The sequence below is a fragment of the Roseateles sp. GW821-FHT09B06 genome (genome assembly GCF_059418245.1).
Window position 1 is genome coordinate 92,390 of the sequence record NZ_JBWKPM010000005.1, and the last position, 13,342, is coordinate 105,731.

General features: G+C 69.9%; 12 protein-coding genes. 6 read left to right on the plus strand and 6 right to left on the minus strand.

Features of this window, described 5'->3' with window-relative positions; genetic code table 11:
• Positions 1-18 precede the first annotated feature (18 nt).
• The 4 genes from AC07OQ_RS06395 to AC07OQ_RS06410 all read left to right on the plus strand — a co-directional run bounded on the left by AC07OQ_RS06395 (position 19) and on the right by AC07OQ_RS06410 (position 3,153).
• Positions 19-942, plus strand: a complete 924-nt coding sequence (locus AC07OQ_RS06395) for an alpha/beta fold hydrolase (RefSeq protein ID WP_495052265.1) — start codon at positions 19-21, stop codon at positions 940-942.
• Positions 943-1,362: 420 nt separating this feature from the next.
• Positions 1,363-1,743, plus strand: a complete 381-nt coding sequence (locus AC07OQ_RS06400) for an alpha/beta hydrolase family protein (protein WP_495052266.1) — start codon at positions 1,363-1,365, stop codon at positions 1,741-1,743.
• Between the two features lie 20 nt (positions 1,744-1,763).
• On the plus strand, positions 1,764-2,231 hold the full coding sequence (locus tag AC07OQ_RS06405; RefSeq protein ID WP_495052267.1) for a YybH family protein: 468 nt from the start codon (positions 1,764-1,766) through the stop codon (positions 2,229-2,231).
• A 73-nt stretch (positions 2,232-2,304) separates the two neighbouring features.
• A complete protein-coding gene (locus AC07OQ_RS06410) occupies positions 2,305-3,153 on the plus strand; it encodes a ParB N-terminal domain-containing protein (RefSeq protein WP_495052268.1) in 849 nt (282 codons plus the stop codon).
• A gap of 22 nt (positions 3,154-3,175) precedes the next feature.
• Here AC07OQ_RS06410 and AC07OQ_RS06415 read toward each other — a convergent pair whose 3' ends face one another.
• The 6 genes from AC07OQ_RS06415 to AC07OQ_RS06440 form a co-directional block, all read right to left on the minus strand.
• The gene (locus AC07OQ_RS06415; RefSeq protein WP_495052269.1) at positions 3,176-3,847 is read right to left on the minus strand and encodes a 3'-5' exonuclease; all 672 of its coding nucleotides are present in this window, start codon (positions 3,845-3,847) and stop codon (positions 3,176-3,178) included.
• The gene (locus AC07OQ_RS06420) at positions 3,835-5,715 is read right to left on the minus strand and encodes a DUF294 nucleotidyltransferase-like domain-containing protein (protein WP_495052270.1); all 1,881 of its coding nucleotides are present in this window, start codon (positions 5,713-5,715) and stop codon (positions 3,835-3,837) included. Before AC07OQ_RS06420 ends, AC07OQ_RS06415 begins: the two co-directional genes overlap by 13 nt.
• A 93-nt stretch (positions 5,716-5,808) precedes the next feature.
• On the minus strand, positions 5,809-7,935 hold the full coding sequence (locus AC07OQ_RS06425; protein ID WP_495052271.1) for a sodium:solute symporter family protein: 2,127 nt from the start codon (positions 7,933-7,935) through the stop codon (positions 5,809-5,811).
• 1 nt (position 7,936) lies between these two features.
• Entirely contained in the window at positions 7,937-8,194 is a 258-nt protein-coding gene (locus AC07OQ_RS06430; protein ID WP_495052272.1) for a DUF4212 domain-containing protein, read from the minus strand.
• A gap of 104 nt (positions 8,195-8,298) precedes the next feature.
• Positions 8,299-8,868 carry a tetratricopeptide repeat protein gene (locus tag AC07OQ_RS06435; RefSeq protein WP_495052273.1) on the minus strand — a complete coding sequence of 190 codons (570 nt, stop codon included), beginning with the start codon at positions 8,866-8,868 and terminating at the stop codon, positions 8,299-8,301.
• Positions 8,865-9,134, minus strand: coding sequence for a hypothetical protein (locus AC07OQ_RS06440; protein WP_495052274.1), 270 nt, complete (start codon positions 9,132-9,134; stop codon positions 8,865-8,867). Before AC07OQ_RS06440 ends, AC07OQ_RS06435 begins: the two co-directional genes overlap by 4 nt.
• Positions 9,135-9,346: 212 nt before the next feature.
• Here AC07OQ_RS06440 and prfB point away from each other — a divergent pair.
• Together prfB and pepN are read left to right on the plus strand one after the other, a co-directional pair.
• Positions 9,347-10,451 (plus strand): peptide chain release factor 2 gene (prfB, locus tag AC07OQ_RS06445; RefSeq protein ID WP_495052275.1). Its coding sequence is split into 2 segments (ribosomal slippage): positions 9,347-9,427 and positions 9,429-10,451, totalling 1,104 coding nucleotides; the frame shifts between segments, so codons are not numbered across the junction.
• A gap of 197 nt (positions 10,452-10,648) precedes the next feature.
• On the plus strand, positions 10,649-13,327 hold the full coding sequence (pepN, locus tag AC07OQ_RS06450; protein ID WP_495052396.1) for an aminopeptidase N: 2,679 nt from the start codon (positions 10,649-10,651) through the stop codon (positions 13,325-13,327).
• Positions 13,328-13,342: the final 15 nt, after the last annotated feature.

The window sequence follows — 13,342 nt, forward strand, 5'->3', positions numbered from 1 at the left end:
ATCGCCTAGAGTCGCCGCATGGACACCCTGCCCGCTTATCTTCCGCGCCGCCCCCACTCGAGCCGCTTTCTCGAGGTGCGCGGCCTGCGCTACCACCTGCTGAGCTGGGGCGACGCCGCGCTGGCCTCGCCCGAACGCCCCAGCCTCGTGATGCTGCACGGCTGGATGGACATGGGCGCCTCCTTCCAGTTCGTCGTCGACGCGCTGCGCGAGCCGCGCCATGTGATGGCGATCGACTGGCGCGGCTTCGGCCTGAGCGACAGCAGCGGCACCGACAGCTACTGGTTCCCCGACTACCTGGGCGACCTGGACGCGGTGCTCGATGCCGTCGCGCCGGATCGGCACATCGACCTGCTGGGCCACAGCATGGGCGGCAATGTGGCGATGAGCTATGCCGGCGTGCGCCCCGCCCGCATCCGCCGCCTGGTGAACCTGGAGGGCTTCGGCCTGCCCGACACTCTCCCCGAACTGGCGCCGGCGCGCCTGGCCGAATGGCTGGACGAGCTGAAGACGCCGCAGTCGCTGAAGCATTACGACAGCCTGGCCGGCGTGGCCGAGCGGCTGCGCAAGACCAACCCGCGGCTGAGCCCCGACAAGGCCGCCTGGCTGGCGCCGCACTGGTCGCGCACGCAGGACGGCCCCGAGGGCAAGACCTGGCACATCCTGGGTGACCCGGCGCACAAGCGCGTCAACCCGGTGCTCTACCGCAAGGCCGAGGCCCTGGCCTGCTGGCGCCGCATCGCCGCGCCCACGCTGTGGGTGGAAGGCAGCGAGACCGACATGAGCCAGTGGTGGGGCAAGCGCTACCCGCGCGCGGACTTCGAGGCCCGGCTGGCCGAGGTGCCGCTGCTGGAGCGCGTGCGGCTGGAAGGCGCCGGCCATATGCTGCACCACGACCGGCCCGAGGCCCTGGCGGCCGCGCTGGAGCGCTTCCTGGCCTGATCGAGGCCTGATCCTCGCTTATCCTGCCCCTCACAACACAAAAACCCGGGGAGGGTTTGATGAGGAACATCATGCGCCCGTGGTGGCGCTGCCACGCCGCATGCTGGGCCATCGCCTGGGGCCTGCTGGGCGCCGCCCAAGCCCAGAACCCGCCGTCGGCGCCCGAGCCGGCACCCGAACCGGTGGCATTGGAGCGCTTCTTCCAACGCCCGGCGATGCTCGATGCCAAGCTCTCGCCCTCCGGGCACCGCATCGCGCTCACCACCTCGCGCGGCGGCAAACGCATCGGCCTGGTGGTGCTGGACCTGCGGCCCACCCCGCAGGTGCGCCGGGTGGCCTCCTTTGCCGACGCCGACGTAGTGCGTTTCGACTGGGTGAGCGAGGACCGATCCCTTTCTCTACCTGAGCGGCTCCTGGTGGGTGGACGACGACATCAGTACCGAGGGGCGCCGCCACATGCTGCCCGAGCTGGTCGGCGACGCGGAGCGGGACGCGGCGATGCTGAGCGCCGTCTCGCCGCTGGCGCAGGCGGCGCGCATCCGGGCGCCGCTGCTGCTGGGCTTCGGCGAGAGCGACCGGCGCGTGCCGCTGTCCCATGGCGAGCGCCTGCGCGACGCGCTCAGGGACGCCGGCCGCCCGCCCGAATGGGTCAGCTATGCCAACGAGGGCCACAGCTGGCGGTTGGTGGCGACCCATGTCGATTTCGCCCGGCGCATGGAGCGATTCCTGGCGCAGCATCTGCAGGCCGCGGCCGCCATGACCTCCGGGACGGGGCCGCCGGGCCGGGATGCGGCACGATGAGGGCCATGCCGATCATGCCTATGCCCCTCCCCGCCCTGGCGCTCGCCGCCGCCTGCCTGGCCGCACCGGCCCTGGCCCCCGCGCAGGCGCCGGCCTCGGTGGCGCTGCCGGCGGAGCTGGAGCGCGTGCTGCGCGACTACGAGACGGCCTGGACGGCGGGCCGGCCGGCCGAGCTGGCGCGGCTGTTCACCCCCGATGGCTTCGCCCTGCCCAACGGCCAGCCGCCGCGCCGCGGCGCGGCGGAGATCCGCGCCGGCTACGCCGACGGCGGCACGCTGCCACTGGCGCTGCGCGCGCTCGACTACAGCATCTCGGGCGATCTGGCCTATGTGGTGGGCGCCTTCGGCCCCGCCGCGGGCCAACCCGACGCCGGCAAGTTCGTGCTGCTGCTCAAGCGCAGCGCGGATGGCCGCTGGCTGATCGCGGCCGATATCGACAATATGAACCGGCCACCGGCGCGCGCGCCGGCCGTGCTCGCCAGGCCCTGAGGCGCGCGGCGCATAGAATCCCGCCCCTCGCGCCGCCTCCGGCGCGGCCGAACCTGCGGATTCCTGTGCCCCCATGAACATCACCGTCCTCGATGAACTGCGCGCTTATATCGACCCGCTGACCCCCGACGAATATGCCGCGCTGGAGCGCAGCATCCTGGCCGAGGGCTGCCGCGACGCGCTGGTGCTGTGGGGCGACATCCTGGTCGACGGCCACAACCGCCACAGCATCTGCAGCAAGCATGGCCTGCCCTTCCAGACCGTGCAGAACGGCCGCTTCATGTCGATGGAGGACGTGCACCTGTGGATGATCGACCAGCACCTGGGCCGGCGCAGCGTGTCGGATTTCCAGCGCGGCGTGCTGGCACTGCGCAAGAAGGAGATCCTGAGCAGCCGGCCCAAGCCCCTGCCGACGCCCCAGGCCCCGGCGGCCGAAGGCGAGGCCGCCCCGCCGCCGCCCGAGCCGCGCCTGGCCAGCCGCGAGGCCATCGCCAAGGTGGCGCGCATCAGCAGCGCCACCGTGGCCCAGATCGAGAAGATCCAGAAGGCCGCCGCGCCCGAACTGGTGGAGGCGGTCAAGACCGGCACGGTCTCGATCAGCGCCGCGGCCACGATCGCCGCCCTGCCGGCCCAGGAGCAGCAAGCCGCGGTGGCCGGCGGCAAGAAGGAGCTGCGCGAGGCGGCCAAGCGGGTGCGCGAGTCCAAGGGCGGCGCCAGGAAGGCCGGCGCCGACGACACCCCGGCCAATACACTGGCCGATACGCTGGCCGATACGCTGGCCGATACACCCGGCCCCGGCGCGGCGGTCGATCTGTCCGACCCGGCGCTGCTGCTGCAGCGCCAGGTCGAGGTGCTGCAGGAGGAGAACGCGCGGCTGAAGGCGCGCGTGGCCGAGCTGGAAGCGCGGCTGGCCGGCGCCTGAGCCCGGCTCGGCCGTTCGACCCTCAGCCCAGCCAGCGCCGCTGCGTCCCGATGCGCTGCAGCGCGGCCGCACTGGCCTCGCCGCGCGCCACCAGCGTCGGCCACAGGCGCTGCAGCAGCTCGGCGGTGGCCAGCGCGTCGGCGCCGGCCTGGTGGCGCTGCAGGCAGGCGATGCCATGCCGGCTCAGCGCCTCGTCCAGGCTCGGCGGCCGCCCGGCGGCGTCCAGGGCCTGCACCACCGGCGCCAGGTCCACCCAGGGGTTCGCCAGCGCGCGGCCGAGATGGGCGCGCAGCGCGCGCTGGATCACGGCCGCGTCGAAGCCGACATGAAAGCCCAGCAGCGGCGTGGCCGCGTCGCTGCCCAGCCAGTCGACGAAGGCCCGCAAGCCCTCGGCCCTCGGCACGCCCCGGCGGCGCGCGTCCAGGCCGATGCCGTGCAGCAGCACGTTGCGCTTGTAGTCGCCGGCCCGGGGCGCGGCGCTGTGCAGCAGCAGCTCGAAGCTGTCGCCCAGCGCGATGCGCGGCGACCGCGCCGGCTGCGCGGGATCGAGGTGCAGCGCCAGCGCGGCGATCGCCAGCAGTTCGTCGCGGGCCGGGTCCAGGCCCGTGGTCTCGACATCCAGCACCACCCAGCGCCGCGCCGGGTCGGCGGTGCCGCCGCGCAGGCGCTGCCACCAGGCGCTCAGCGCAGCCAATCCAGCTCCAGGCGCTGCTGCAGCCGCCGCGCCACGCGCAGGCTCTCCTTCAGCACGCGGCGATCGATATCGTTGAGCTGCTCCGGCGCGACACGGTTGGGCGCCTCCTGCGGGCTCTCCATCTGGCGGCGCAGGCGCTGCAGCTGCAGGAACTCGAAGGCGCCGACCCAGCCCTCGCGCTCCTGCGCCGAGGCCTGCAGCAGCGCGCCGAAGGCCTCGAAGCGCGCGCAGGTGCCGGTGGCCGCCACGCCATGCGCCAGCGCGTAGAGCCGCGCCACGTCGACGAAGATCGCCGAGCCGTTGAGCTTGAGATCCAGCCGCCCGTCCTCCCCGGCCTCCACCGCGCCCAGCCAGTTCAACGGCGCGCGCTGGCGCAGCGCGTTCTCGGCCAGCTGGCGCAGGAAGCGCGGCTGGCGCGCCGCCGGGCCGGTCAGCAGCCGCTGCAGCGGCAGGGCCAGGGCCGCGTTGCCCCAGAGCGGCCGCAGGTCGAAGAAGATGCTGGCCTTCAGCAGGTCCTCGGGCGAGCCATGCTCGATCCAGGCGCTGAAGGCCTCCAGCCATTCCTGCTGGCTGAGGCAGCAGCCGGGCCGGCCGGCCATGATGCCGCCCCGGCACAGCGGATAGCCGCAGTCGTCCAGCGCCGCGTTGACCGCCGCGCCCAGGGCCAGCCAGCGCGGCCGCTCGGCCGGCGGGCCGTCGAAGACGATGCCGTTGTCCTGGTCGGTGGCGAGGGTCTGTTCGCCGCGCCCCTCGGAGCCGAAGGCCAGCCAGGCGAAGCGCCGCGGATCCAGCTTCTGCGCCTCGGCCAGCAGCTGCACCAGGCGCTGCGTCAGCAGGTCGTTGAGATGCGAGATCAGCTCGGTGAGCTGGCGCGCGGCCACGCCCTGGGCCAGCAGGTTGCGCGCGAAGCGGCGGATGTCCTCGCCGACGATGCGCAGGGTGTCCACGTCCCGGGTCGCGCGGATCGCGGTGCTGAGCTGCTTCAGCGAGAGGCGCTGCAGCGCGAACAGGTCGCGCTCCGACACCAGCCCCACCAGGCGCCCCGCCTCCAGTACCGGCACATGGCGCAGGGCGTGGCGCGACATCAGCAGGGCCGCGTCCTGCGCCGTGTCGGCCACGCCCAGGGCATGCACCGGCCGGCTCATCACCTGCCCGATCGGCGTGGCGAGCGGCAGCTGCGGCAGGGTGATGCGCGCCAGCACGTCGTGGCGGGTCAGGATGCCCAGCGGCGCGCCGTCGGCGTCGGCCACCAGCATCGAGCCGATGTGCCGCTCGTGCATCAGGGTCAGGGCCTGGCGCAGCGGCGTCGCCGGGCTCACGCAGACCGGCGCGGATTTCTTGCGCACCAGCTCGCCCAGCGGGGTCTCGAGCGACTGCTCGGCCAGGGTCTGCGCGGCGTAGGCCACCTGCAGGGCGCGCCTGGAGAGGGCCAGGAACTGGGCCACGCGGCGGTTCAGGAAATCGGCAAAGGGCGCGCTGAGCCGGGCCAGGGCCTGCACCTGGGCGGCCGGCAGCCGCAGGCAGAAGGTGTCGGCCCCGGCGCTGTAGCGGGCCGTCACCGCGCGCTGGCCCAGCAGGGCGCCGATGGGAAAGCACTCGCCGGCCTCGTAGTGCAGGCCGCCGGCGGATTCGGCGACGCCGCCGAGGCTGCGTTGGGCGCTGACCGCGCCCTGGCGGATGTAGAACAGCGCCTGCACCGGCCCCAGTTCGGGCGCCAGCAGCAGCTCGCCCGGCGCGTAGTAGACCTGCTCGGCCTGGGCCAGGAACTGCCGCACATGCTCCGCCCGCATCTGCGCGAACGGCGCATGGTGCTGCAGCTCGGCCTGCAGATGGCCCAGCAGCTGGACGGCGGGGGTGGCGGGCTTCATCGGCGACGGGTGGGCGACGGGGGTTGGCGTGAGGAAGTAAAAAAAAGGCCCCGCGGCATCGTGCCGCGGGGCCCGCTTCGGCACAAGACCGGGTCAGGCCTTGCCGAGGTTCAGGTCGGGGTAGCGCACGTGCTCGACCAGTTCCTGCGTGTCCTTGCGGGGCGCCGGCGTCAGCAGGCTGACGATGATGATCACGGCGAAGCCCAGCGGCACGCCGAACAGGCCGGCCGAGATCGGCAGGATGCCCCACCACAGCTCCACCGGCGAGGTGACGCCGAACACGCCGCGCAGCCAGGGCTGGGTCATCACCATGTAGTAAAAGGTGATGCCCAGGCCGGAAGCGATGCCCAGGGAGGCGCCCCATTTGTTGGCACGCTTCCAGAACACCCCCAGCACCAAGGCCGGGAAGAAGGCGGCGGCCGCGAACGAGAAGGCGGCGGAGACCAGGAACAGGATGTCGGCCGGTTTCTGCGCCGCCACATAGGCCGCACACAGGGCCACCACCATCAGCAGCACCTTGGAGATGGTGACGCGGCGGGCGGTCGAGGCGTTCGGGTCGATCATCTTGTAGTAGACATCGTGGCTCAGCGCGTTGGCGATGGTCAGCAGCAGGCCGTCGGCGGTGGACAGCGCCGCGGCCAGGCCGCCGGCCGCCACCATGCCCGAGATCACGTACGGCAGGCCGCCGATCTCGGGTGTGGCCAGCACGATGATGTCCCCGCCTATCTTCATCTCGCCGAGCTGGAAGATGCCGTCCTTGTTGACGTCGGCCACCGCCAGCAGGGCCGGGTCGACCCTGGCCCAGTTGTTGATCCAGGCCGGCAACTGATCAAACGGCGTGCCCACCAGCACGGTGAAGACCTCGTACTTGACCAGCACGGCCAGGGCCGGGGCGGTGAAGTAGAGCAGGAAGATGAAGAACAGGCTCCAGGTCACCGACTCGCGCGCCTCCTTTACCGAGGGCGTGGTGTAGTAGCGCATCAGGATGTGCGGCAGCGCGGCCGTGCCCACCATCAGGCAGAACACCAGGGCCAGGAAGTTGCGGCGCGATTCGTCGAAGGTCTTCCTGGCTTTCTCGTCGCCGTTCGGGTCGCCGGTGAACTGTTGGCCATGGGTCGGCATGCCGGCCAGGGGCTTGGCGCGGTCGGCATTGGCTTTTTGCGCGGCGGCCCAGGCCTTCTTGGCATCGGCCTCGCTGGCAGGCAGCGCGGCCAGCGCCTTCTGCGCGGCCTCGACATCGCCCGCCGGGGCGTTGGCGGCCTTCAGCTCGGCCAGCTTGGTCTCGGTCTTGGCCCTGTCGGCGGCCATGGCGGCCGGCACGTCCTTCAGCTTGGCCTCGAACTCGGCCGCGCGCGCCTTGAAGATCTCGATGACCTCCTGCTCCTTGGGATCGGCCTTGATCTTCTTCTCGGCCGCGCTGACCTTCTCCAGCTGATAGCCGTAGATGGCCTGCGGCACCGGCACGCTGGTCTGCTTCACCGACAGCCAGACCACCGGCACCAGGTAGGCAATGATCAGGATGATGTACTGGGCCACCTGGGTCCAGGTGACCGCGCGCATGCCGCCCAGGACGGAACAGACCAGGATGCCCGCCAGACCGACGAAGACCCCGATCTCGAAGGCCAGGCCCGACAGCCGCGCGGTGATCAGGCCCACGCCGTAGATCTGCGCCACCACATAGGTGAAGGAGCAGAGGATGGCGGCAATCACGCCCAGGATGCGCGGCAGATTGCCTTCATAGCGCGCGCCCAGGAAGTCGGGAATCGTGAACTGGCCGAACTTGCGCAGATAGGGCGCCAGGAACAGCGCCACCAGGCAGTAGCCGCCGGTCCAGCCCATGATGAAGGCCAGGCCGCCGTAGCCGGTCAGGTAGAGCGTGCCGGCCATGCCGATGAAGGAAGCGGCCGACATCCAGTCGGCGCCGGTGGCCATGCCGTTGTAGACCGCCGGCACGCGCCGACCGGCCACGTAGTACTCGCTGGCGTCCGAGGTGCGGCTCATGAAGCCGATGCCGGCATACAGCAGCACGGTGGCGATCAGGAAGATGAAGCCGATGTACTGCCGCGGCAGGCCCATCTGCTCCAGGAAGGCCAGCGCGATGATGAAGGCGATGAAGCCGCCCGTGTACCAGGTATAGACCTTGTTGAGCTGCTTCTTGAAGGCCGCGTTGGACGAGGCACTGAAGGTGCCGCCCGCGGTAGAGGGAGTTGCGCCTGCCATGTCATTCCTCCTCGGCCACGCCGTGTTCCTGGTCCAGCCGGTTCATGGTCCGCGCGTAGTACCAGATGATCAGGCAGTAGACGATCAGCGCGCCCTGGGATGCGACCCAGAAGCTGAACGGCCAGCCAAAAAAAGTGAAGTTCAGTTCGCGGGCGTAGTAGCCCACGACGAAGGTCACCACGAACCAGATCGCCAGCAGAACCGCTGTGATGCGCAGGTTCTTCCGCCAGTACTGGTGGTGTCTTTCGGTCAACTGCATGCTGTCGTCTCCTTCACGTCGAAAGGCCGGCAGGCTTCAAGGCATGCCGATCACCGCGGGCCCGCCCCTGCGCCAACAGCGCGCAGACCGCGTGGACGGGAACGTCAGACGAGCAGTCCGGTTTCGCGCTCCAGCTGGGCCGCGACCTTGGGCTCGAAACCCTTGAGATGGGCGATGATGCGCCGCGTCTCCTCGGGCTCCTGACGATCCATGTGCACCCGGGCCAGCTGGTACCAGCCATAGGGGCTCATGGGTTGCAGTTCGGTGTTGCGCTTGAGCGCGGCGACGGCTTCGTCGAAGCGCCGCAGGCGGATCAGGCTCAGCCCCAAGCCGTACCAGGCCCGGTCCAGCCGGGGATCCAGGGTGACGGCGCGGCGAAAGGCATCCTCGGCCTCGGCGGGGCGGCCCTGCTGGTCCAGCAGGAAGGCCAGGTTGAACCAGTCGCCCGCACTGCGCTCGGGCGCGGCCGCGACCAGGGCACGCAGATCCTCGATCGCCGCCGCGGGGCGGCCGGCCATGGCACGCAGATGGGCCCGGCTGGCCAGCGCATAGGTATCGACGGGCCAGCGCGCCAGCATCGCATCGAAGCGGCGCTCGGCCTGCTCGCGCCGGTTCAGCACCAGGCAGACCAGCGCGCGCAGCTTGGCCAGCAGATAGGGCGGTCCGCGCTTCACCGGCATTGCTGCACCCCGATCTGCAGGCAGAGATTGATCTTCACCACCGTGACCACGAGCCACAGGCTCAGCAGCAAGAGGAAGGCGGCCAGCGGCACATGGCGGTCCAGCACCACCCGGGGGCTGATCAGCCGGGTCAGCTTGACGAAGGGCCGGGTCAGCACCTGCAACAGCTTGTAGAAGAAATTGTGCTCGCGCCGGGCGCCGGCCAGCAGGCCGAGCAGCCATTGGCCCGCCATGGCCAGCAAGGCGATCTCGGCGATCAACTTTAAGGATGATGTCAGCAAAATCATGTTGGAATCCGCGCGCCAATCGCACTGTGCTGCCGTTGTGCTTACATATTTCTGACAATTGCGCCCCACCCTGGGGCCACCCCACTATCGCTAACCCTTGGATGCCCCGCCCTGGGGCGCGGGCGTCCATGTAAAAATAGCGCTGTTGGCGCCGCGTCCTGCGGCCGCCCTTCAAGCAGAACATCATGGACATCGAACGCATCAACGCGATCGGTACGACCCTCGCCGATCTGACAGCGCGTACCGACGCGCTAAGGGGGTATCTTTGACTACGATCGCAAAGCACTGCGACTGAACGAGGTCAATGCCGCGCTGGAGAACCCCAGCGTCTGGAACGACCCCAAGCGCGCCCAGGAGCTGGGCAAGGAAAAGCGCACGCTGGAAACCGTGGTCGAGACCATCAACCACTTGACCAGCAATCTGGCCGACAACACCGAGCTGTTCGACATGAGCAAGGCCGACGAGGATCTCGCCGGCCTGGAAGCCATCGAGGCCGATGCCGCCAAGCTGCAGGGAACCGTCGAGCAGCTCGAGTTCCGCCGCATGTTCAACAACCCGGCCGATCCGCTGAACTGCTTCGTCGACATCCAGGCCGGCGCCGGCGGCACCGAGGCCTGCGACTGGGCCGGCATGCTGCTGCGCCAGTACCTGAAGTACGCCGAGCGCAAGGGCTTCAAGGCGACCTTGGAAGACGAGACCCCGGGCGACGTGGCCGGCATCAAGAGCGCGACCATTAAGGTCGAGGGCGAGTACGCCTTCGGCCTGCTGCGCACCGAGACCGGCGTGCACCGCCTGGTGCGCAAGAGCCCGTTCGACAGCTCGGGCGGCCGTCACACCAGCTTCGCCTCGCTGTTCGTCTACCCCGAGGTCGACGACTCGATCGAGATCGAGATCAACCCGGCCGATGTGCGCACCGACACCTTCCGCGCCAGCGGCGCCGGCGGTCAGCACATCAACAAGACCGACTCCGCGGTGCGCCTCACCCACATCCCGACCGGCATCGTCGTGCAATGCCAGGATGGCCGCAGCCAGCACAGCAACCGCGACGTGGCCTGGAAGCGCCTGCGCTCGCGCCTGTATGACCACGAGATGCGCAAGCGCATGGAGGAGCAGCAGAAGCTGGAGGACACCAAGACCGACGTCGGCTGGGGCCACCAGATCCGTTCCTATGTGCTGGACCAGAGCCGCATCAAGGACCTGCGCACCAATTACGAGACCTCGGCCACGCAAAAGGTGCTGGACGGCGATCTCGATCCCTTCATCACCGCCAGCCTGAAGCAGGGCGTCTGATGATCGCCCCTCCCCCTACCGGCTTCGCCGGCCCCCCTCAAGGGGCGGCGCCGTCCGCCCGGCAAAGCCGGATCGGCGGCGCCCGCTGGGGAATACATTCTTCGCTGCGCCGCACCGCGCAGCGACTCCGTTGACATGAGACACCCCGGGGCCACGAGCCCTGGGCGACAACAACAAACCCGAGGATGCCCGCCATGATGCGTGAAGGCACTGCCCCCCTGATCCGCCGTGAGGACTACATGGCGCCCGCGTTCTGGATCCGCAAGGTCGACCTGACATTCGACCTCGACCCCGTCAAGACGCTCGTCACCAGCAAGATGCAGATCGAACGCAACGGCGCGGTGGCCCATGGCCCGCTGGTGCTGCATGGCGAGGAGCTGAACCTGCTGCGCGTGCTGATCAATGGCGAGAGCGTGTCCTTCCGCCAGGAAGGCAACCTGCTGGTGATCGAGGGCGCGCCGGACGCCGATTTCGCGCTGGAGATCCGCAACACCTGCGCGCCGGAGAAGAACACCACGCTGTCGGGCCTCTACACCTCGGGCGGCGGCTTCTTCACGCAGTGCGAGGCCGAGGGCTTCCGCCGCATCACCTATTTCCTGGACCGCCCCGATGTGATGGCGGTCTACTCGGTGCTGCTGCGCGCCGACAAGAGCAAGTACCCGGTGCTGCTGTCCAACGGCAACCTGCTGGAAACCGGCGAGCTGACCGGCGGCAAGCATTTCGCCAAGTGGCACGACCCCTTCCCCAAGCCCAGCTATCTGTTCGCCCTGGTGGCGGCCGACCTGGTGGCGCGCGAGCAGCGCGTGCGCACGCGCGCCGGCAAGGATCATCTGCTGCAGGTCTATGTGCGCCGCGGCGATCTGGAGAAGACCGAGCACGCGATGAACTCGCTGATCGCCTCCCTGGTCTGGGACGAGGCGCGCTTCGGCCTGCCGCTGGACCTGGAGCGCTTCATGGTGGTCGGCGTCTCCGACTTCAATATGGGCGCGATGGAGAACAAGGGCCTCAACATCTTCAACACGAGCGCCCTGCTCGCCTCGCCGGCCACCGCCACGGATGCGGACTTCGCCCGCATCGAGTCGATCGTCGCGCACGAGTACTTCCACAACTGGACCGGCAACCGCGTCACCTGCCGCGACTGGTTCCAGCTCTCGCTGAAGGAAGGCCTGACCGTGTTCCGCGATCAGGAATTCTCGATGGACATGGCCGGCACGCCGAGCGCCCGCGCGGTCTGCCGCATCCAGGACGTGCGCGGGCTGCGCGCCATGCAGTTCCCCGAGGATGGCGGCGCGATGGCCCATCCGGTGCGCCCGGACAGCTACGTCGAGATCAACAACTTCTACACCGCAACGGTCTACGAGAAGGGCTCCGAGCTGGTGCGCATGTACCAGACCCTGGTGGGCCGAGACGGCTTCGAGGCCGGCATGAAGCTCTACTTCGAACGCCATGACGGCCAGGCCGTGACCTGCGACGATTTCGCCCAGGCCATCGCCGACGCCAACCCCGGCTCGGCGCTGAGCACGCGGCTGGATGCCTTCAAGCGCTGGTACAGCCAGGCCGGCACGCCGCGCCTGCGCGCCCGCGGTGCCCACGACGCCGAGGCCAGGACCTACACGCTGAGCCTGCAGCAGAGCAACCCGCCCTCCCCGGGCCAGGAGAGCAAGCTGCCCCAGGTGATCCCGGTGGCACTGGGTCTGTTGTCGCGCGAGGGCCAGGCCTTGCCCTTGCAACTGCAAGGCGAGGACGGCGCGGTCGGCACTGAGCGCGTGATCGTGCTGGACCAGGCCGAACAGACCTTCGTCTTCGTCAATGTGGCCGGCGAGCCCGTGCCCTCGCTGCTGCGCGGCTTCTCGGCGCCGGTGCTGCTGGACGACGGTCTGTCGGATGCCGACCTGCTGGTGCTGCTGCAGCATGACTCCGACGCCTTCAACCGCTGGGAAGCCGGCCAGCGCCTGGCGCTGAACCGCATCCTGGCCGCGCTGCGCGGCGGCTCGCCGCTGGTGCTGGACGCCGCCTATCTGGACGCGATGCGCAGCGTGCTGCGCCATCCCGAGCTGGACGCCGCCTTCAAGGAACTGGCCCTGACCCTGCCCGGCGAGGCCTATATCGCCGAGCAGCTGGAGGTGGTCGATCCGCAGGCCGTCCATGTCGCCGTCGAGGCCGCCCAGACCCAGCTGGCTGCGGCGCTGCGCGAGGACTGGATCGCCGCCTTCGAGGGCCATCAGGTGCAGGGCGGCTACCAGCCGGACCCGGTGTCCTCGGGCAAGCGCGCCTTGGCCAACCTGGCCCTGGCCATGCTGGTGCTGGATGCGCGCAGCAGCGGCGACACCGTCTGGCCCGGCCGTGCCTACCAGCGCTTCAAGGACGCCACCAACATGACCGACCGCCAGGGCGCCCTGGCCGCGCTGGTCAACGCCCATGCCGAGCTGGCCGAGGCGGCGCTGGCGCGCTTTCACGCCCAGTTCAAGGGCGAGGCCCTGGTGATCGACAAGTGGTTCGCGCTGCAGGCCCGGGCGCCGGAACGCGAAGGCAAGAGCTTCGCCAGGATCAAGCAACTGCTCAAGCATGCCGACTTCAGCCTGAAGAACCCGAACCGCGCGCGCAGCCTGATCTTCTCGCTGTGCCTGTTCAACCCGGCCGCCTTCCACCGCGCCGATGCGGCGGGCTATGTGTTCTGGGCCGAGCAGGTGCTGGCGCTCGACGGCAGCAACCCGCAGGTGGCGGGCCGCCTGGCACGCGCGCTGGACCACTGGACCACGCTGGCCGAGCCCTACCGCGGCGCGGCCCGCGAGGCCATCGCCCGCGTGGCGGCCAAGGCCGACCTCAGCAACGATGTGCGCGAGATCGTCGAGCGCCAGCTGGCCTCGGGCCACTGAGCAAGCCGCAAGAAG